Annotated in this window: 22 protein-coding genes and 3 pseudogenes; 15 read left to right on the top strand and 10 right to left on the bottom strand. The window is 44.8% G+C overall.

The window, feature by feature from the left end; all coding sequences use genetic code 11:
- The first annotated feature begins 169 nt into the window (after window positions 1-169).
- The 9 genes and pseudogenes from BN1247_RS09725 to BN1247_RS09690 all read left to right on the top strand — a co-directional run bounded on the left by BN1247_RS09725 (window position 170) and on the right by BN1247_RS09690 (window position 6269).
- Complete coding sequence (locus BN1247_RS09725; protein ID WP_054950205.1) at window positions 170-1072, top strand: LysR family transcriptional regulator; 903 nt, start codon at window positions 170-172, stop codon at window positions 1070-1072.
- Between the two features lie 172 nt (window positions 1073-1244).
- Window positions 1245-1748 carry a hypothetical protein gene (locus BN1247_RS09720; protein WP_054950204.1) on the top strand — a complete coding sequence of 168 codons (504 nt, stop codon included), beginning with the start codon at window positions 1245-1247 and terminating at the stop codon, window positions 1746-1748.
- Window positions 1749-2077: 329 nt separating this feature from the next.
- Entirely contained in the window at window positions 2078-2683 is a 606-nt protein-coding gene (locus tag BN1247_RS09715) for a DUF2269 family protein (RefSeq protein WP_054950203.1), read from the top strand.
- 94 nt (window positions 2684-2777) lie between these two features.
- Window positions 2778-3512: pseudogene (locus BN1247_RS09710) on the top strand (UPF0236 family transposase-like protein); the annotation flags it as partial.
- 21 nt (window positions 3513-3533) lie between these two features.
- Window positions 3534-3845 (top strand): transposase, encoded by a 312-nt coding sequence (locus BN1247_RS09705; RefSeq protein ID WP_054948915.1) that lies wholly within the window; start codon window positions 3534-3536, stop codon window positions 3843-3845.
- Window positions 3836-4762, top strand: coding sequence for an IS3 family transposase (locus BN1247_RS09700; protein WP_054948914.1), 927 nt, complete (start codon window positions 3836-3838; stop codon window positions 4760-4762). Before BN1247_RS09705 ends, BN1247_RS09700 begins: the two co-directional genes overlap by 10 nt.
- Window positions 4763-4927: 165 nt before the next feature.
- Window positions 4928-5134, top strand: coding sequence for a hypothetical protein (locus tag BN1247_RS17725; RefSeq protein ID WP_147675221.1), 207 nt, complete (start codon window positions 4928-4930; stop codon window positions 5132-5134).
- 124 nt (window positions 5135-5258) lie between these two features.
- The gene (locus BN1247_RS09695) at window positions 5259-5702 is read left to right on the top strand and encodes an 8-oxo-dGTP diphosphatase (RefSeq protein ID WP_390622042.1); all 444 of its coding nucleotides are present in this window, start codon (window positions 5259-5261) and stop codon (window positions 5700-5702) included.
- Between the two features lie 150 nt (window positions 5703-5852).
- The gene (locus BN1247_RS09690) at window positions 5853-6269 is read left to right on the top strand and encodes an OsmC family protein (protein ID WP_054950200.1); all 417 of its coding nucleotides are present in this window, start codon (window positions 5853-5855) and stop codon (window positions 6267-6269) included.
- Window positions 6270-6367: 98 nt separating this feature from the next.
- On the opposite strand, the gene BN1247_RS09685 is transcribed toward BN1247_RS09690, so the two are convergent.
- Together BN1247_RS09685 and BN1247_RS09680 are read right to left on the bottom strand one after the other, a co-directional pair.
- Window positions 6368-6739: a hypothetical protein gene (locus BN1247_RS09685; RefSeq protein WP_054950199.1), complete on the bottom strand. Its 372-nt coding sequence runs from the start codon at window positions 6737-6739 to the stop codon at window positions 6368-6370.
- A gap of 242 nt (window positions 6740-6981) precedes the next feature.
- Window positions 6982-8004: an Rpn family recombination-promoting nuclease/putative transposase gene (locus BN1247_RS09680; RefSeq protein WP_054950198.1), complete on the bottom strand. Its 1023-nt coding sequence runs from the start codon at window positions 8002-8004 to the stop codon at window positions 6982-6984.
- A 243-nt stretch (window positions 8005-8247) separates the two neighbouring features.
- Between BN1247_RS09680 and BN1247_RS09675 the strand changes: the two are divergent.
- Window positions 8248-9951: pseudogene (locus BN1247_RS09675) on the top strand (type I restriction endonuclease subunit R); the annotation flags it as partial.
- Between the two features lie 71 nt (window positions 9952-10022).
- Window positions 10023-11171 carry a DUF6119 family protein gene (locus BN1247_RS09670; protein ID WP_054950197.1) on the top strand — a complete coding sequence of 383 codons (1149 nt, stop codon included), beginning with the start codon at window positions 10023-10025 and terminating at the stop codon, window positions 11169-11171.
- Window positions 11172-11470: 299 nt separating this feature from the next.
- Here BN1247_RS09670 and BN1247_RS17720 read toward each other — a convergent pair whose 3' ends face one another.
- The 3 genes from BN1247_RS17720 to BN1247_RS09660 all read right to left on the bottom strand — a co-directional run bounded on the left by BN1247_RS17720 (window position 11471) and on the right by BN1247_RS09660 (window position 13110).
- Window positions 11471-11869, bottom strand: a complete 399-nt coding sequence (locus BN1247_RS17720; RefSeq protein WP_187119761.1) for a hypothetical protein — start codon at window positions 11867-11869, stop codon at window positions 11471-11473.
- Between the two features lie 402 nt (window positions 11870-12271).
- Window positions 12272-12397 (bottom strand): hypothetical protein, encoded by a 126-nt coding sequence (locus BN1247_RS18405; RefSeq protein ID WP_261796035.1) that lies wholly within the window; start codon window positions 12395-12397, stop codon window positions 12272-12274.
- 5 nt (window positions 12398-12402) lie between these two features.
- Window positions 12403-13110 (bottom strand): tetratricopeptide repeat protein, encoded by a 708-nt coding sequence (locus tag BN1247_RS09660; RefSeq protein ID WP_054950195.1) that lies wholly within the window; start codon window positions 13108-13110, stop codon window positions 12403-12405.
- Between BN1247_RS09660 and BN1247_RS18575 the strand changes: the two genes are divergently transcribed.
- Window positions 13056-13481, top strand: a complete 426-nt coding sequence (locus BN1247_RS18575; RefSeq protein ID WP_147675218.1) for a TipC family immunity protein — start codon at window positions 13056-13058, stop codon at window positions 13479-13481. The two genes, BN1247_RS09660 and BN1247_RS18575, sit on opposite strands and share 55 nt — an antisense overlap.
- A gap of 169 nt (window positions 13482-13650) precedes the next feature.
- Here the strand turns inward: BN1247_RS18575 and BN1247_RS17715 are convergent.
- A pseudogene (locus BN1247_RS17715) lies at window positions 13651-13986 on the bottom strand (transposase); the annotation flags it as partial.
- A gap of 29 nt (window positions 13987-14015) precedes the next feature.
- Between BN1247_RS17715 and BN1247_RS09650 the strand changes: the two are divergent.
- Window positions 14016-14483 (top strand): hypothetical protein, encoded by a 468-nt coding sequence (locus BN1247_RS09650; protein ID WP_231633234.1) that lies wholly within the window; start codon window positions 14016-14018, stop codon window positions 14481-14483.
- Between the two features lie 449 nt (window positions 14484-14932).
- On the opposite strand, the gene BN1247_RS09645 is transcribed toward BN1247_RS09650, so the two are convergent.
- The 3 genes from BN1247_RS09645 to BN1247_RS09635 all read right to left on the bottom strand — a co-directional run bounded on the left by BN1247_RS09645 (window position 14933) and on the right by BN1247_RS09635 (window position 17158).
- Window positions 14933-16258 (bottom strand): tetratricopeptide repeat protein, encoded by a 1326-nt coding sequence (locus BN1247_RS09645; protein WP_054950192.1) that lies wholly within the window; start codon window positions 16256-16258, stop codon window positions 14933-14935.
- 239 nt (window positions 16259-16497) lie between these two features.
- The gene (locus tag BN1247_RS09640) at window positions 16498-16680 is read right to left on the bottom strand and encodes an antitoxin VbhA family protein (RefSeq protein ID WP_054950191.1); all 183 of its coding nucleotides are present in this window, start codon (window positions 16678-16680) and stop codon (window positions 16498-16500) included.
- Between the two features lie 163 nt (window positions 16681-16843).
- Window positions 16844-17158, bottom strand: a complete 315-nt coding sequence (locus BN1247_RS09635) for a helix-turn-helix domain-containing protein (RefSeq protein ID WP_222705239.1) — start codon at window positions 17156-17158, stop codon at window positions 16844-16846.
- Between the two features lie 296 nt (window positions 17159-17454).
- Here BN1247_RS09635 and BN1247_RS09630 point away from each other — a divergent pair, with 296 nt between their 5' ends.
- Window positions 17455-17667 (top strand): helix-turn-helix transcriptional regulator, encoded by a 213-nt coding sequence (locus tag BN1247_RS09630; RefSeq protein ID WP_054950190.1) that lies wholly within the window; start codon window positions 17455-17457, stop codon window positions 17665-17667.
- A gap of 184 nt (window positions 17668-17851) precedes the next feature.
- On the opposite strand, the gene BN1247_RS09625 is transcribed toward BN1247_RS09630, so the two are convergent.
- Entirely contained in the window at window positions 17852-18262 is a 411-nt protein-coding gene (locus tag BN1247_RS09625; protein WP_054950189.1) for a helix-turn-helix domain-containing protein, read from the bottom strand.
- Window positions 18263-18952: 690 nt separating this feature from the next.
- Between BN1247_RS09625 and BN1247_RS09620 the strand changes: the two genes are divergently transcribed.
- Complete coding sequence (locus BN1247_RS09620; protein WP_054950188.1) at window positions 18953-20026, top strand: sodium/glutamate symporter family protein; 1074 nt, start codon at window positions 18953-18955, stop codon at window positions 20024-20026.
- Window positions 20027-20177 lie beyond the last annotated feature (151 nt).

Below are 20177 nucleotides of genomic sequence, written 5' to 3'. Positions count from 1 at the left end.
TGTACTGTCGCTCGCTTTACTGATCGACACGTATGACGTTGCCTACGATCGACAAACCGGGTCGACGATCGCAAGCCGTTAAACAAATGATATACTAAAGCCATCCATTACTAAAGATGATTATTTTGATTATATCAATCGTAAAAAACGATTTGGGAGTTGGACGGTCGTGGACATAAAACAACTGCTCACGTTTAAAATTGCAAGCGAGAACTTGAATTTTACACACACTGCTAAAATATTGAATTTCGCTCAATCGAGTGTGACGGCGCAAATAAAAGCGCTAGAACAGGAACTAGGCACATTGTTGTTTGAACGGTTGGGGAAGCGGTTGACCTTAACGGAAGCAGGGCGTCAGTTTACAGTGTACGCCGACAAAATGCTCGCGCTCGCCGCTGAAGCGAAGACGGTGGTGGGCGAAGAGGAGCAACCGACTGGCCGTTTGGTCATCGGCGCGCAGGAAAGTCAGTGTACGTATCGGTTGCCGCCGATTTTAAAAAAGTTCAAGACCGCGTTCCCACATGTGAAGCTCGTGTTTAAACCGGCGCATTCAGATGAAATGGCGAGGGAGCAACTGCAGCAAGGCTTGCTCGACATTGCGTTTATAACAGACAAAAATCAATCGAGCGACACACTGATCGTCGAATCGCTCATTCAAGAGCAACTGAAAATGGTCGCAGCCCCTAACCATCCACTACTAACAAGAACGACCGTATATCCGCGAGACTTGGCACGGGAGACGCTCTTGTTGACAGAAACGGGTTGCTCCTACCGCACGTTACTGGAAGACAGCTTTCATTCCGCTGACGTCTATCCGTTAAACAAAATCGAATTTGGCAGTATCGAAGCGATTAAACAGTGTGTTATCGCCGGGATCGGCGTCGCTGTTTTACCGGCAATGGTCGTTGCGGCAGATTTGGCGGAGGGGACGATGAAGGAGCTAGCGTGGCAAAACGATACGCCGCCCATGTTTACGCAAATCGCTTGGCATAAAGATAAATGGATGTCCCTTCCGTTACGTACGTTTATTGCGTTCACGCATGAAACGTTCCGTACTTATAACGGAGGCTAGCGAGGTAGATTGTCACTTCTACCTACTACTTACTTCTTTGCTTTCTTTCCAGCGACCGGCGCCACATACGTCTGCGGAAGGGAGAAAAATACGTCCGAAGGTGGAGGGAATCCATGCGCAACTGTGGTATGCTGAATTTACTTACTAATGTGGAACTGGGCAGGTGGAAGAAATGAAAGGACGTCACGTTTTTGGTGTGCTTCTTATGTTGTTAGGTGTGTACATGCTGTTTAACCGCGGCGAGATTGACGGTGTGGGGACGATGTTTGCACTATTTTGGCCAAGTATGTTTGTGATACCTTTAGGACTGTTTTTTCATTGGATGTATTTTTCATTATTGGATCGCCGCGGGGTGGGGGTGTTAGTTCCGGGAGGCATCTTACTGACAACGGGGATCGTCTTTCAAGTGGCGACGCTCGTCGACGGTTGGAGTTACATGTGGCCTGGGTGTATTTTTGCTGTTGCTGTCGGTTTGTTCGAGTTGTATTGGTTCGGCGGCCGGCATAAAGGCTTGCTGATCCCAATTGCGATTTTGACAGCGGTATCGCTTTTGTTTTTTGTCGTATTTTCCGTCGGGACGTTGCTCACTCACGCTTCCATCGCGTGGCCGATCGTTCCGATCGCGATTATGATCCTAGGGATTGCCATGCTTTTTGGACGGAAATCAAACGTTTGATGCATTTGCAGCATCTGGCGGATCGTTTATAGGCAGCATGTAGCTTACCGAAGTTGTAAAAGGTGTATTACTAATGCTCAAGGGCGAACAACAAGTGAACGTTAGGGAATGATATATTTAGGTTCTTTAAATCCTTGATCCTGTAAGGTCGTCGAGTAAAGCTTGACACATACGCACTCAAATCACCTCAAGAATGATAAGCATCGCTGCTTATCGTAGTGCCTGAAACGATAGCCTTTTCAGCAAAATCTTATGGAGTTAGAATGGCTGGAATGGCTAACTAATGAATTAAAAAGTTGCAAAAAAAATGTTAAAGGAGTAAAAACGCGATGGAAATTATAATTATTGGAGCAATTACTGTTACAATTTTGGCCTTAGTCTTTCTTCTTGTTTTTATTGGTACGAAAAAAGAAGGACAGCTAAAGTCCAATAAAAAGAAATGGTGGATTATTGCCCACGTTTTCTTTGTCATTTTATATTTTGCAGGATTGTTAGGCGAATTAATGATGGCTATAGGTACTACTCTGTCAGTTAGTAATGAACAAATTTATGCTGCCCATAAGTTTATCTTGTTTTTTGATAATTTTCTCATCATACCAGGCGGGTTTGGTTGTCTAATTACTGGAATATGGATCGCAGTACGAACAAATTGGGGATTTGCAAATTATTATTGGATCATCATGAAATGGGTCGGTAATATATTGGCTATTTTGCTAGGTTCAACCATTATAGGTTTAAGAATTCATAATACCTTTCCAAGCCTTTTATCAGTTGATTTGCATCCGCTAAAAAATCAGGCATATTTGGATAATCGATTAATGATGTTTTGTGGTATTATAATTTGTCTCTGCATTTTAATTTTTTTAGTTGTTATTTCTTATTTAAAACCTAAAGGAAAAAGAAATTCTAAGCAAAGGATAAGGAAGAGCTTATAAAACAAAAAAAGGGTGATTATTAAGGTTAATTCAAATTATTTGGGAAATAACAATTTATTTGACGTCAGATGCTCGGGGCTGAGTTAGCTACTTATATTGCGAAGCGGATGGCTTATACGTCAAAGGGAGAGGCAAAGGAATAGAGATCAAAAATATGCTTGCCTATACCGGGTGGGAGCAAAACGGACAGCGTGTCTCGTTAACAGATCGTCACGTCTTTTCTACCGTTGAATCGGTGGATGACTTTTGGGAAATAGGTTATGCAGCGATTCGACATCGTTGGGATCTCTCACATACACATGTGGCGACTAATGCGGATGCGGCTTCATGGATCTCTGAGGAACGCGTTCAAAATACCTTTTCTGAAGCGACATCGGTTGTCCGCCAATTGGATCCTTTTCACGTAAAGAGGAGTATTCGTCGCGGGTTGAGCCGCCAGCCAAGGCTCATTCCTCAAATTGAAAAGGCAATATCCGAAAAAAATAAGGATAGGTTTAAAGCGGTGATTGATACGGCACAGGGAAATGCAGAGACGGAGCGAGAGGAAAAGCGTATCGAGAACATGCAGAAGTATCTTGAAGGGCACTGGGAGATCCTCTGCGACTGGCGTGAGGTTAGTCCAGACGTGCCAAAAAATGCTCGTAGGATGGGATGCATGGAATCGAACCAGAGACGTCTGGCATACCGCATGAAACGTCGTGGCATGTACTGGAGTGAAGAAGGGGCTCAAGCTATCGCGAAAGTACAACAAGGCGTTACCAATGGGACGTTGAGACTATTAAGCCCCTATAGTAACTTGGACATCACTAAACACTTTAAGTTATACTAGTGATGAAAGGGGCAGAATCAAATGAAACGCCGTCAGTTCACCAAGGAATTTAAAATCCAAGTCGCAAAGGAAGCCATGGAGGTTGGTAACCAAGCGCTAGTTGCTCGCCGCTATGATCTCGGTTCTAACTTGCTTAACCGATGGGTTCGCGAATATAAGGACGGGCACTACGGGGACGTCCCGATCGAATCCGCCCAACCACGCGAATTCAGTGATCTTGCTCAGGAAAATGATCAGCTAAAACGGTTGTTGGGCGAAAAGGATTTAGAAATTGCCATTTTGCGTGATCTTGTAAAAAAGCAGCACCCTCACTTGCTGAAAAGATTGAAGTAGCGGACAAGTGGATTTCTAAGGGATACCCGATCCAAACCGTTTTACGGATTGTCCACGTACCGCGTTCCACCTATTACTATCAGAAACACTATCGGGTGAAGGAGAAGAAAGTAAGTGGGGGGAGACCGGCACCAGGTTACTCCTTCACAAACAGCGGGCAAAAAGTGTCCGACGAACAAATTAAAGAATGGCTTATGGAGCTCGTCTCGGGTGATGGCTACGCGTATGGGTACCGAAAATTAACGGTGGCGCTCCGTTCGACGTACGATTTAGTCATTAATAAGAAAAAAGTGTACCGTCTCTGCAAACGGTTAGGCATCTTACTGCCGCAGCGACGGAAGCGAATCCGCCACCCTAGGCGCCTTGCACGTAACCGCCTCGTTGAGCGATCGAATGAGCTGTGGGAAACAGACATCAAGTATGGGTACATTGCCGGAGAAAACCGCTTTTTCTTCCTGCTTTCCTACATTGACGTTTATGACCGTTCGATTATTGACTATCATGTTGGATTAGCTTGCGAAGGTCAAGACGCTGTTCAGGTGCTACAACGAGCGCTTTCGACACGCGGGCTTCAGGAGGCACAAGAAAAGCCGATCATCCGGACGGACAATGGTCCACAGTTCGTATCTAAAGTATTCGAAGAAGCTTGTGAACACTACGGTTGTGAGCACGAACGTATTCCGCCGAACACACCGAATAAAAATGCCCATATTGAGGCGTTTCATCGGATCGTTGAGGACGAATGCTTCAACAAGTATTCCTTTGAGACGTACGAGGAAGCATATCGTACCGTCATAGGCTTTATGGACTTTTATAACAACCGCCGCATACACGGTAGTATTGGGGACATGAGCCCCGCGCAGTTTTTCCATGCGCATCAAACATCTTCGTTGCGCACGAAAGCCGTTCGACTCTGATCCTTCCCTTTCGTCTTCCAAGCCAACAGCCGCTGTAAGACGTGACGTCAAGGGCGAGCGAAAGCGAGGGCGTAGCCTTTACCCTTGACGGAAGGTCTGAAGCGACTACACTTCTATTGACGAAAGGAAGCGAGAACCAGAGATAACGTGAGCTTGTAGTTATGTATGTCCAGTTTTAAGGGGTTTATCCGGAGACAGGCATTATTAACTGTCTGGCCCAACCGCCAAGTGACACAAAAACTAAAACGCCATGCGAGGCGAATAGGTAAGTCGGATCACATTGGGGTTCAAGTTGGCAGGATTCAAGTAGGTGCCGCATCAACTTCAAGTGGTATTGGGTATTTGGATAAGGTGGTTAATCGCCGTCCTTGAAGAGTTAATTCCTCAAGGGCGAACAACAAGTGAACGTTAGGGAATGATATATTTAGGTCTTTAAATCCTTGATCCTGTAAGGTCGTCGAGTAAAGCTTGACACATACACGTTGCCATGTATACGATGTGTCTCGTACAGGACGGGGACAAGGTACTACTCGTCAACCGACCGAGTGAGCTCGGATTTCCGGGGTATCTCGGACCGGGTGGGAAAGTGGAGTTTCCGGAGAGTTTGACAGAAGCGGCGGCCCGGGAAAAGTGGGAAGAGACGGGGCTGCGCGTGAAGGATCTCGTCTATAAAGGTCTGGACGAATACGTCGACCCGCAAAAAAACTTCCGCTACATGGTGTTCAATTATTTAGCGACATCGTTCGAAGGAGAGTTGTTGCCATTTCCTCCGGAAGGAGAGCTTAAGTGGGTGCCGATTTCCGAAGCAATGAATCTGCCGATGCAAGGGTGGTTTAAGCGGAGGTTCCCGCTGTTTTTTGAAGAAGGGACGTTTGAGATTTATGAAGTGTGGGATGAAGGAGCGAAGAAGACGGTGAAAGAAAGTGTGAAGAAGTTGTAATGTGTGGTGATCTTTTTTTGCTAATAATACCGCTAGAGGGTATAATAGGGGCATATGACACATATGGACGACAGTAGCGATCCAGTAAACGACCACGTTAGTTGCAAATCATGCAAATAAAATATTTAAGGAAAGAGGTTGCACGTCACGATGAAAACGAATTTGAAATGGCATGGGAAAATGAACTTCGAAGCGATCACTGAATCCGGCCATCATCTAACGCTCGACGCTTCTGAAGAAGTGGGGGGCGAGAATCGGGGTCCTCGACCGACCGAGGCGCTTTTGGCCGCGACGGGTGCTTGCTCCGGGATCGATATCGTCGATATTTTGCGGCGGATGCGGCTTAATGTCGAATCGTTTGAGATGGAGGTTTCCGGGGAGCGTGCGGAAGAGTATCCGAAACGTTTTACCCACGTGAATATCCACTACAAACTAACGGGAGACCTTCCGGAAGCAAAAGTGCGGCGCGCGGTAGACCTTTCCCGCGACAAATACTGTACGGTATCTCAATCGCTAAACGCCGAAGTGACGACGAGTTTTGAGATTAACGGACAAAAATACGAGTGATGTGAAGATATAGCGGCGATTGTCTTCTGTTCATGTGACAGCATACTTAATAAAGAAATGAATAAGAAATGAATCGCCGCTCTCATTTGGCAACGAATTTACGATTCGGAAGATAACTCTTCCATAACAATCTTCATTTGTTGTTTGACTCTGTAAATTTGAAGGCGGTTTTCGTTAGTATTCTCAATAGCATACTTAATTTCTACACGCAACTCGTCTAACCGATCCGCCGTTTCAAACACAGCTTGTCCAATAGCAGGAATCTGCTCAACTAGCGGCTTCATCGCAGCAACGTCGTCCTTGAGCGGCTTGATGTCATCGATCAGCGGCTTCATCGCAGCAACGTCGTCCTTAAGTGGCTTGATGTCGTCGATCAGTGGCTTCATTCCTGTTAAATGGGACTCAACGGTGGACACACGTGCATTCAGTTTTTGCAGCTCGACAAGAATCAAGTCTATTTTATCGCTCACGCTAATCCCTCCTTTCTTGACCTTCATTTTTCTTCAAGTGAGCTTGATCGACATGGGATCATTAGTCATAATGATATCAAATCGGTTGATAGTCGTCCATATATTCCGCCATTTTAAACGTGACTGTTTACATGTTAGGAAAAATCATAGCCAACAAATTCGCGTGACTACACGAACAAGGAGAGAAAGCATCCCGTAGTCAGACATACGGTACCGTCAAAGATCGCCGCCCGTTGCTGTCGTTAGCTGTCGGTAAGCAGCCGTTGATTTTTCTTCAAATCGTCCACATCCGCAAGAGACAGCCCCGTTAGGTCAGCGACTTGATCTGTAGTCATGCCTTGCTGAAGCAATCGTTGGGCAATTTCAAGTCCTTTTTTTCGGGCACCTTCTTGAACACCTTCGGTCCTTCCCGCTTTCAATCCTGCTTTCCTTCCTCGGGCAATATAATCTCTAATCGACTTCTCAATCCCTTTCGCTAAAGCAGACTCCATCATTGATCCCTCCATCAGCGATAAAATGATTTTCTCGGTAATCGGCCGATCCTCTCGCGGCAGCCGCTTGATGACGATGTGTTTAAGCCATCCGAGTAGCAAGTCGCGGTCTTGCTGTGACCAGCGAGATATTTTAGGTGCGAGCCGATTAAACCTCTCGGCGAATTCTTTGAGGTCTAATTCGCGGTCAAGGAAGAACATCGCAGCAATGACGTGGTTTAGCTTTAACAACGCCTCATCCGGGAGTCGTTGGACATCGACCAACACGTAGTCAAAGTTTAGTGCTTTATTCGTTAGATAGTGGGCGCCAGGTACTTTTCCCCGAAATTCCCGCGCAGCCGTCCATTGTCGCTTGCCGTTGTACAAAACAATCGGTAATACAGTGGGAAGGGGGTAGTTCTTGCGCCTTGAGACTTTTCTATCTGTGTTTTTGTAAGCTTCGCGCCAAATTTCCGTCATGTACAAGTGAAGGCGAAACGGCATGAGATAATCGACGGTCGATTGCAATTCCGTTAAAACGTACAGAACCATTTTCGGTTCACCGATGAGTGTCGAATAGACGAGATCGGCTTCTTTCCCACTGAAATCCGGTAACACAAACGATTGCTGAACTATTTGCAGCGTCGTTTGATCAATGTGAGCCATCAAATCGCGTGTCACGAAGTCGCGTAAAAAATCGAGAAAGACTCGTTTGACCGAGAGTATGCGGCGATAACCAGCGTCGTGTTCGCGATTGACCCGATCCTTCTTACAGCCCTCTCTAGCTCCAGCCACAACCCTCAACCCTCTCCAATATTATACCACGACTCGCGTGAATGTTTGCATCATCTATCGAACATATCTACCAATTCCATATAATGAGCTTACCACAACAGGAGTCTAAATGCAAACATATGTTCCTGTATTGGCTTTCAATTTACTTTCATAAATGGTACTTAAACCTTCCTCTTATTTAAGCACCATCCACAAAACAAAAGCAGAGACGAATCAATGGATCAAAACTAATGTTCGCTGACCGACGTGTACGACATGACGCAAGCGGTTGCCGACGGAGCCACTGTAAAAATTTACTACGAAAGCCGCATCGTCAAGTTGGCGATGCCGAAAGACATCACCATCGACGACGATTACGAAGAAATAACGGAAGACCAAGAGTCGATGCAGCGGGAAAAGCTGAAGTCGAAGTGGTCGCGCTTGGAAGCGCTCGCCGGGGCAAAAGACCGCGTCCACACACTCGCCCGCGACATCGTCGCCCATTTTGAAAAAAGGCAAGAAGCGCTCTTCGGCAAAGGAATGATCGTCGTCATGTCGCGGCGCATCGCCATCGACCTGTACAAAGAAATCGTTGCTCTCCGCCCCGACTGGCATTCCGACGACGACAAAAAAGGCGTCATCAAAATCGTCATGACCGGCAACGCCAGCGACCCGGCGGATTGGCAACTGTACATCGGCAACAAAAAGAGGCGGGAACTACTCGCCAAGCGGATGAAAGACAACGACGACCCGCTCAAACTCGTCATCGTGCGCGACATGTGGCTCACCGGCTTCGACGTCCCGTCACTGCACACGATGTACATCGACAAACCGATGCGTGGCCACAACCTCATGCAGGCAATTGCCCGCGTCAACCGCGTCTTTCGCGACAAACCGGGTGGCCTCGTCGTCGACTACATCGGCATCGCCGACATGTTAAAAGAGGCGCTCAAACAGTACACCGACAGCGACAAAGCGAACGCTGGCATCGACACATCGGTCGCCGTCGACCTTATGCTGGAAAAACTCGAAATCGTCCAAGACATGCTCTACCGGCACGACTACAGAAAGTTCCAGTCCGACAAACCGACCGAACGGATGCAAGCGATCGTCGAAACCGTCGACTTCGTCATCGGCCGCGGCGAAGAAGAAAAGAAAGAGTTCCTCCGCCTCGTGACCGAACTGGCGAAAGCGTACGCCTTGTGCGCCACCACGCCCGAAGCGGAAGAACTGAACGAAGAAATCGGCTTTTTTAAAGCGGTCAAAAGCGGCATCGTCAAACTGCTGCCCGCAGGCAAAAAAGATAAACAAACACTGTACCAAGTCGAGTCGCAAATTAACCAACTGCTGTCCAACTCGATCATCTCCGAAAAAGTCGTCGACGTCTACGGCTCACTCGGCTTGGACAAGCCCGACCTGTCCATCTTGTCGGACCAGTTTTTGGACGAAGTGCGCGCCTTGCCGAACAAAAACGTCGCCGTTGAACTACTCAACCGTCTGCTAAAAGGGAAAGTGAAACACATTCAGCGGCGCAACCTCGTGCAGGCAAAGAAATTTTCCGAGCTACTCGAAGACGCGATCAACAAATACAATAAGCGCACCATCGAAACGTCCAAAGTAATCGAAGAACTGATCGAGTTAGCGAAAGAAATGAACGCCGCCTACAAGCGGGGCGAAGAAGCGGGTCTGAGCGACGAAGAAATCGCCTTCTACGACGCTCTCGCGACGAACGAATCGGCGCAAGAAGTGATGAGCGATGAAAAACTGCGCCTGATCGCCCACGAACTGACGAAGGCGGTCAAAGCGAACATGAGCATCGACTGGAACCTCCGCGAATCGTCCCGCGCCAAAATGCGCATCACAGTACGCCGGCTGTTGAAGGAGTACGGCTACCCACCGGACTTGCAGAAGAAAGCGGTAGAGACGGTGGTGAAGCAGGCGGAATTGATGGCGAGTGAGGGGGTGTAGGGTTAGTCTGCATTGAGGGTGTGGCAGGAATCCTATCCTGCCACTCAATAAATTAAAGGAGAGGATCATCAATGTACAAGTTCAACCTTTACAAGATAAAGAAAGAAAGAGAGATAGACCTAGCCGAAAAGTTTAGTTCCGTAGGTTTAGAGCGTTCAAGTGATAAAAAATTAAATGGTGTTTCAATGTGTTTTTACTTTGCGAAGAGCTCATCGTCTATATGGTGGGCAGATTTATATAAAGATTTCTTTAGTGGGAGTAATGAACTAGCAAATCAAAACTATTTTGGAGCATTAGTAATCACATGTGATGATTATTGTTATGTCATTAGTTTGGGAAAAACTCATTTTTACTTAAAGGAGTTTTGTGAGCTGGATTTTGGCATTGAAATTGGCACTCGGCTAATTGACGACAATCATATCGACATGAAGAATTCGAGATTATTTGGGGGCTCTAGGAGAAAAAGCATTGTCACGTATCAGAGTAATACTTCCATAGAGGTAGATAGCGGCGAAGCGATAAACTTTCTTAAGGGAAAGACGACAGACCAAAAATGGGGGAAGAAGATAGATTGTGGTAATTCGGTAACATTTAACATTAAGGATATGCGGCCAACAGATCTACCAGAATTCATAGAGGCCTTGGAATCAGAATTAAAGAAGGAGCCACGATTCGCTATTCCGTATGCCGTTGAAGTACAGGACAAAAAAGAAATACAGGAGCTGGATAAACGGTTAGTTGATAATTTGATCAACAACAACTTGATATTGAATATAGAAACACAGGATTTATCGGGTGTAGAATTTGTATTCCTTAAAGAATACTCATTATTTTTAAATGGTAGGAGGAACTTTGAAATTGACGTGGACGGATCAATAGAAGATTTAACAGAGGTTATTTCGAGGGCAGGTATAGAACTATCAGTCGAATCAATCAATGATATAAAAATCAAAGCTGTCGATGAAAGTAACAAAGGATTCACAAGGAGGTTAAAATATTTCATCGATTATATAGATGAGGATAATTATTTTTTACAGGATGATAAATGGGTTAAATTCAATGATAATTATGTTGATTACTTAATCAATAGTGTTTCCAACATTGAATTTGAGGTCAGAAAAGAATTTAATTTCAACTCAAAGGAATATAAAGTATGGAAGAGTAAATTGAGTGAGGAAGAGAAAAAAAGTGGTATGCAGAGAGGTATTTTAATGAAGTGATTGCTAAAGGTGTCGGATACCGAAATCTTGATAGGGATATTACAAAATATGATAAATTTAAACTTGAGATCACGGATCTATATAAAGATGAAACATTGTACTTTGTGAAAATAGGCACACCACAAAAATTGAATTATGTTATCGATCAATCATTAGCCGCTGTGAAGTATCTTCAGGATAACAGAAGGTGCATTGAGATTGATTCCAAATCTATTGTACCAAAATGTATCTGCATATGGTTGATTTTGGATAGAAAAAGTGACGTTAATAATTTGGCTGATTTCAAGTCATTAATATTCTTAATGAAAATTAACGAATGGAGACGTCAAGTGATAAATGCAAGGTATATCCCAAAGGTGGTGTTGAGTTACAAAGAGTGAGAGACGTATCGTCGTCGTGTAACGCCGATAATCGCCTAACTTGTCGTCAGCTTGTAAAGCGCTTATCTCTTGACGCGCTTCACTTAGCAGGTTTAGCTCAACTAGGTATCTAACGTTGGCGATTTTTTGTGCGAAGCGTTCGTTCTCCTCTTTGGTGTTCTTTAGCAGCTGATGTACTTTTTCGTCGGTTAACACGAGTTTTTCACGGATGTAAGCCACTTTCTTACTGGCTAGGTTGCCCGTAATGCCGCGCCCGATATTGCTGATTGTTGGGACGGAAATGCTGTCACTTGCTAAATCGTTCAATGTCAGCCCCATGTCCTTACGATGCTTACGAATAAGTGAACCAAGCGTGATCGGATTGATCTCCCTGTCAATGACCCCAAAAAAATTTTTGGTAAAAAAGTATTGTTAGTAGAAGGATTCGACGGGGAGGTGTGAAACTCCTTCTGCAGTCAGAGAAGTTGTTTAACTTTTGCTGTGTAGTTTTTAGTAAGCATGATTATTGATAAATAGTTCTAATACTGAGAGGGAGATTCACACACCAATGTCAAATTCCCTTCTATCCAAAAATAATCCGATAAGCTGACTGCTAATACATGTCCGCCCATCGGATTATTATTTCTTTGAACGTAAAGTTGCTGTACACGGAAAGATGTACACGATAATGCTCAAAAAATCTCAGTGCATTATTTTTGCAAGGTCGTCCTATTCAATTCGCTACTTGCTGTCTATATGCACATACGCTTGGTGATTCTCCACAACAGGCATTCTCCCACCGGCAAACGCAGTCATGGGTAAGACTAAGACAGCAATTACGACGACTGAGGCGATAATTTTTTTCACAACGTTTACCTCCTGCGAATTAATGATTCTATATCATACATATGTTTCGTTTCCTGATGAAATGCTTCTCGGTTGCCTGTCCGCTTATAGTAATTCGCCAAAACGAAGTGAAAGTCCTTCTTTTTGGAGAACAACTTACTTGTTTCCGCTAGTCGATTACCTTCTTCGCAGATGGATGCGACCTCGGAAGAGTTTTGTTCCAGCGCAATGTTCGCTTTTAGTAACAGAAGCGGCAAATACTCCGAGTTGTAGCGGAACTTCTTCTTATGCTCGAAAGCTTTATCTGCATAATCAGTCGCCTTTTCTACATCTCCCATTGCAAGATAGACCTCACCGTACGAATAATAAAGAGTGGCGCGCTGTTGCTCGTCTTTTGTTTCTTTGCACAGTCTGTATGCGATATCGTAACACTGTAGCGCTTGCTCGTACGCTTTGTCACGGTAGTGCGTGTCGCCTAGATTGAGATACAAGATACTTCCAAGCCATGGGTCTGGGTAGCGTGTACGGGACAAGTTAATCGCTTTCTTAAAAACTTCCACGCCCTTGTCGTAAAGGTGCTGTTCTGAGAGTGTCCGTGCTTCTAGGTTATACGTAAATAGAAAAACCCTCATGTCGTGCATCTGTTCGCATTTTGCGCGTGCGTCGATGGCATATTTGTATGCCTGACCGTACTGCTCCGAATGGAAGTAAAAGCTTGCGATATTGTACAGCACATGTCCTAGGGGATAGTTATAATATATATTTCTACAAAAGCAAAAGGAAAATATTCCTAAGTTATAATAAAGAAGTTACTAAAAGGATAAGTGTGCAGTTAAACGTTGAGTATCATGCTAATAATAAGGAGTTGAAGGAATTACCAATTAAAATCTACACTGAAAATGCCAATGGGGATGGCATTATTATCGAAAGGCCGTATGAAGTTACAAAATTCCTTAAGAAACACGGCATCACGAAGCGTACAATAGAGGAATATCGGCATTACATGCTGTACGATACGTTGTTAGCCAAATGGTTTAAGGAAAACAAAGGCAAATCGAAATTTGATCTTAGCAATATAGGGGAGTTAACAATCGTAAAGCAGTGATTGTTAATACAATATTAATGGTATTGGGGTTTATATTCTCCTAAATGTTTTAGATTATTGATTAATACACGGACAAATGACTTCCTCCACTAAGTTCCATATTCCCCCAGTCATTATGCTATGATACTACGGAAAAACTTAAGGTCACACGACGATTGGCTAATTCGTTTTAAGCAGCCATCTGTAACTGTTGCTGGCGCACTGGACCCAGAACATCCTTCGCATCATACGCAATCTGCCTCGTACCGAGCGTATGCAGAACTTTGATCAGTTTGCAGCACAAGGCAATAAGCGATTACTTCTTTTTCAGGGGATTGTGACGACGTGTCGTGTAGTAACGATGCATCGCTTTAAACTCGGCATTTTTAGCGACCATCGGGAGAACCCATCGGAATAGCAGGGCACGTAACCTTGCACGTCCTCGTTTACTAATACCCGTTTTCCCCTTCTTCTTGCCTGAGCTATTCTCTTTGAGATCCAACCCTGCCAAGCGGATGATTTGTTGCCTATTAACTGTAAATGAACTTGTACTTTTTGGAACCTGAAGTAGCGGGTGGACATGGAGAGAAGACAGTATATGGAACAGTTAAAGATGGTGCAGTGCAAGGCGTATCTGATAAGGTAAACTATTTACATTATGAATTTGAAGGGTGGCTCGGGGACGACCTTCTTGAGTCAGCTCCATGTTTCATAATTTCGAAACAATTAGAGGAAAAATTGGTAGAGAGTACCTTTAGAGATTATCGATTAGAGGATTGCTTGATTACAACGTCCGATGCATTTCATGAACTATATCCGGATAGGGAACTCCCTCCCTTTCGAAGATTTATCCCTCTTGGTACGGTAGATATTGAAGGGGAGACCTTTAAAAACTGGTCTGGTCACCATTTTTGTCTATCACCAAAAGGTGAATTAGTGGTCACCGTGGAAGCTTTATCCTTTCTAAAAAAAATTTTGTTAAATAACTGCGATGTCACGGATTTATCCAGTCCCGAATACTAATTGGATGTTATAACCGTGGCTTGTCTTTTTTTCTTTTGTTGCATTCCATTTTACAATGAGCCAAAAGTATTGTTAGTAGAAGGATTCGACGGAGAGGTGTGAAACACCTTCTGTAGTCAAGGCCACAGAAAAAACCGTAAAGCGAACGACTAATACACTGTTCGCTTTACGGATCACAAGTTGTAGGACATAAAGGTGTTGAGCGTTAAATAATGTATTAAGCCAATATGTCCATTAACCCTCTCATGCTGCGGAATTAATTAGCATGTGGATATTTTATTCAACGTTACTTCTACGCTACTTGTTGTCTGGGAGCTTATACTCCTGTGGAGTATCTACCCCGATGCTGTGCGACATCACAATTGGGGCTCTCGTACCGGCAAACGCAGTCATGGGCAAGACTAAGACGGCAATTACGACGACTGAAGCGATGATTTTTTTCACAACGTTTACCTCCCGCGAATTAAAGATTCTACCTGATACATATGTTGCGTTTGTTGATGAAATGCTTCTTTGTTGCCTGACCTCTCGTAGTAATTCGCCAAAACGAAATGAAAGTCCTTCATTTTGTTGAACAACTGGCTTTTTTCAGCAAGGCGAATCCCTTCTTCGCACAGAGTTGTTACTTTAGTAGAGCCTTGTTCTAGGGCAATATTCGCCTTCAGCAACAGAAGCGGTAAATACTCTGAAGTGAAGTGAAACTTTTTCGCAAGCTCGAAGGATTTATCCGCGAATTCTGTTGCCCGTTCGTATTCCCCCATTGCGAGATAGACCTCGCCGTAAGAATAATAAAGTGTGGCGCGTTGATGCTCGTCTTTCGTTTCTTTACAAAGCCTATAGGAAATATCGTAACATTGCAACGATTGCTCATACGCTTTCTCACGGTATAGCGTGTCACCCAAGTTAAGATAGAGAATGCTGCCAAGCCACGGATCGGCGTAATACGATCGCGACAAGTTAATCGCCTTCCGAAATACTTTTGCTGCCCGGCTGTACAAATGCTGTGCAGAAAGCGTCAACCCTTCGATATTGAACGTCAATAGGAAGGTCTTCGTGTCATGGTGTTGTTCGCATTTCGGTCTCGCATCGATGGCATATTTGTAGGCTTGGCCATACTGTTCCAGATGGAAGTGATAGTTTGCGATATTGTACAGCACATGTCCTTCTAGCTGCAGTTCATCGCCATCATTCTGGAACACGTCGAGCGCCATCTCCGCATACTCAATTGCTTTCCCGTAATCCTGATCGTCCAATGCCGCGATAATGGACAAATTAAAGTACGCTTCGGCAGCGAGGTTGTTCGGCTCATCTAGCGGATCTTCGCGTAGGAGGCGCAATACCTGCTGGAACGCATTCTTAGCTCTCTCGTACTGCCCCTGTTTGCGCAAGACGATCCCCTTCAGCAGTTGGGTTGTCGTCGCGTAACGAGGGTAATCGCCTAACTTGTCATCGTTTTCTAAAGCGCTTACTGCTTGGCGCGCTTCACTAAGTAAATTTAGCCCGGCTAAGTACCTCACGTTAGCGATTTCTCTCGCGAGGCGCTCGTCCTCCTCTTCTGTTGTCTTCAGCATTTTTTCAACCAGTTCGTCCGTTAATTCAAGTTTTTCACGGATGTAGGCGACCTTCTCACTGGCGAGATTGCCCGTGATGCCGCGCTCGATGTTGCTGATCGTCGGAACGGAAATGCTGTCACTTGCCAGATCGTTCAATGTCAGCCCCATGTCTTTGCGGCGTTTACGGATGAGTGCTCCCAGCGTGATCGGATCGATCCCCATTTCAATAACCCCCATTCTCTGGTAGAAATATCGGTTAGTAGAATCATTCGACGAGGAATGGGAAATTCCTGCTAGGAACGGAAAAATTTTTGAGGTTTTTTGTTGTGTCCTTTTAGATGGCAGGAATATAGAGAAATACGCTTAATTGTTAGGATAGGTCTTCACTAAATAGATTAAAAACGCTTCTAGCTCCTTTAAATCGACTATAGCTTTCATTTTTTTATCACTCCTTCATTTTTTTATTTAAGAATAACCATTTGCAACACTTCATCAATTTCATTTTCACCATCAATATAGCTTTGTAATAAAGCCCGATTTTCTTTCGTTAATGGTTCAGCTCCGAGAGCGTTAATCGCTTCAGCATTAGCAACAAATCTTTCTCTTTCGGCTTTTGTAGTATTGGCAACACAATATTTATTCATTTCTTCATCATCCTTTATGAATAACATAATTATTCAAACCGCGCCATTGTCATTTCGTTCTTTTTGTGGCGAGCTAAAAATGTTTGCGGCTATTCGTTTTCATCACATTGCACCTTTATAAATTCCCACATTTATCCGCATTCCCTCTAAGATTCATCTAACATTACTTTTCAAACGACCTTAAAAGTTCGTTTAACAACTTTCTCTGTTCCGGTGTCAGTTGCTTAGTTGTCTTCAATAGTTGAACTAGGTCGGGAGGCAGAGGATCAGATTCTGTAGAAAAAAATTCCGAAATTGTAATGTCTAACGTCTGACATATCCGATCCAACGCATCTAAAGATGGTTTGGCTGCACCGTTTTCGATTTTTGAAATTTGTGACGGATCAAGTTTAGCTAGTTTAGCCAGCATACGGCCAGAAAGACCTGCTTGTTCGCGTAACTCTTTAATTCGTTTTCCAACTTCAATCACTGGAGTCACCAACTTGAATGATATTCATCTTTAATCATATCGGAAAGACTGATGCGATGTAATTTATGAATTTAATCCAACTTATGTGTTGGAGAATTGAGTATGATTCAATATAATAAACGTAAGTTGACCACACGTAGTTAGTATCTAAAGAATACGCGTCTATCAATTCGACTAAATGCGTTAGGATTTATTATTTACGGTTTCGATCACGATTGTATAAGGTGCTCTAGTGCTCTATCCTATCATAACCAATAATTGGTCATTCGATTCTATACCACACAGTGAGAAGAGGAGGCTCTCCCATGCGCCAATGGCTTATCGACACACGCAAGTCCAAAGGCCTAACCCAACAACACGTCGCTTGCCTTGCCGGAATCTCCCGCAGTTACTACTCGCAAATTGAAAGCGGCAGCAAAACTCCGGGTAAGGAAACGGCAAAAAAAGTGGCACACGCGTTAGAATGCCACGTCGCACTTTTTTATTTAACGAAAAGTCGACGATTGGTGTGTCGCTGAACTGAACAGACTGGTGCGTTTGTAGTAGCGGACTGTCATGAAAAACAAATGACTCATTGGAAATGGTTAGTTATAGATTGAAATAAATATGGCTTTCATAAAAAACAATTTATACATAGTTAAGTAAACAATAGCAACAACGGTCGATGAAGTAAGGGGGGATAACGAGTACAGGGTTAAACGGTTATCCTTCTTCTCGCTGATCCATTTCCAATTCGGATTTAATAAAAGCCCACATTCTAATGAGCCTATTAATATTGCGTTCAGGCTCCTTGGAAAGTTCGTGAAGCAATGCTTCAAATTCCGGATGTTTTTTCATTTCGAGGAGTAACTTATACTCGTTTACCGTAAGTTCGACCACTTGATCAGCAACGGAAACTGTACAAGTCCTTTTGTCTTCTTGACCAGTAATTAAATAGTCAATCGTAACATCAAAAAAATCGGCCAATAACTGAAGGGTTTCATAATCTGGTTGTCTGAAACCACGCTCGTAGTTAGAAATATTTTGATTTGGGAGGTGTAACTTGTTTGCGAGAGCGAGCTGGGTTAAGCCTTGTCTTTCCCGCAATAATCGTAATCTATCGCCAAGTTCCATCTAAATCTACCTCCTCTTTCTTCGTATTGTAGACAATGGAATAAACGTGATGAGAAAAATATACAAAAAGTACAAATATAGCTTGACTTATACATAACGAAGAATTAATATAGAACCACTACTTACTCTATATGTATAAAAAGTATGGGTTAAACGTTTGTTTTTATACGTTTTGTATAAAAACGGCACACGCGTTACAGTGCCACGTCGCGCTTTTTTACTTAACAAAAGTCGACGATTGGTGTGTTGCTGAACTAAACAAACTGGTGCGTTGTAACAGGAATCTTTCATGAACAACGAATGACTCATTGGAAATGGTTAGCCGTGGATCAAGGGAAAGGGGGGATGCGATGGGTAGAGCGATAAGTAGCAAATCGGAAATCACAAATTAAAGCAGTGATCTGTGGGCATGATCTGTCATAGCGATGTGTCACGATAATGAGTCACTGCAATCGGTAAGGTCAGAAAGGCAAAGCGTTCGTTGCATATTGCAGGTCAACCTATCAACGGGTTAACGGTTTATCAAGTTTGGTAACGGGGTTGAAAACAGCGTGCAAGCAAAGGCTGCAACGTTCAAGGATCGTTAACAAAACCACGATCACAAAGGGGTCTATAAACAGAGACGTGTGGACGTTCAGTTGGCGCGCTCATTTTAAGGAAACATCATCACTTATTGGGAGGAATCTTTTCGTGTTTCCATCGGAAAAAATCACGTCCGCCAACGTAGAGACGCTGTTGTTTTACGTGGCGGTGTTAGGGGTGTTGTTGCTCGTCGGGGTGGTTTTGCGCGTGAAGGTGAAGCTGTTTCAGAAGTTTTTCATTTCCGCTGCCCTTATCGCGGGAACGTTAGGGCTCGTGCTCGGGCCGTACGGATTAGGGGTGTTGCCCGCCGAGATGACGGAAAGTTGGGGGGCACTGCCGGGGGCGCTCATCACCGTTGTGTTTGCGCCGATGCTGATGGGGATGACGGTGCCCAATCCGAAAAAGGTTGGCAATATCATTATGCCACAGCTTTATTTCGGGTATATCGGTGAGTGTCTGCAAGTGTCGATCCCGTTTATCCTTACGGCGCTACTACTCACGCCGTTGTGGGACGTGAACGGGATGTTTGGATCCATTGTGGAAATCGGGTTTTCCGGCGGGCACGGGACGGCCGGTGGGATGGTCGACGTGTTCGACACGCTCGGTTGGTCGGACGGAGGGCCGCTCGGGATGACGTCGGCGACGGTTGGCCTACTCGTCGGTATTGTCGTCGGCATGATCCTCATTAACTACGGGGTGCGTAAAGGGTACACGTCGGTCGTAAAAAATGTGCAGGAGCTGAAGGTGACACAAGCAGGCGACCTTCTGCCGCGGGACAAGCAGTCTGTCGGGGCGAAGGTGACGCTCAATAAAGATGCCATTGAGTCATTTGCCTTTCATGCGGCACTAATTTCGCTAGCGATTTTGATCGGTTGGGGGATGCAAGTTGTGATCGGCCAGTGGATTGCGGGGATGCCGTTGTTCCCGCTGGCGATGGTCGGGGGTTTAATCGTGCAGCTGTTGCTCGGCAAGACGCGCTGGGCAGCGGCGGTCGATCGGGCGACGTTTCAGCGCATTCAAGGGTTGGCGCTTGAATTTCTCATCGTCGGGGCGACGTACGGGGCGTTGCCGGTTGGCCTCGTGTTTTTGGCGGTGGGGATCGGGTTATGTGTGTTGGCGCGGGTGACGGGGTATTGGGTGAGTCCGGTCGTACGGAAGGTGAGTCGTACAGTCGCTAACTGAACGAAGGTACTGGGTGAGTTTTGGCTGTCGGCACCGGCTGTGGTCACTCGAACCCGCGAAGGTCGTCATTAATATGCGTTATCAATGATGCTATCAACTACAACTAGGTATGATGACGATCAACGGTCAATGGCGCCAGCAACGGTTGCCC

Origin of the sequence: Numidum massiliense (assembly GCF_001375555.1) — a bacterium.
Lineage (GTDB): Bacteria > Bacillota > Bacilli > Thermoactinomycetales > Novibacillaceae > Numidum > Numidum massiliense.
Note: the sequence above shows the minus strand (reverse complement) of the source record. Positions and strands in the feature narration are given on the sequence as shown.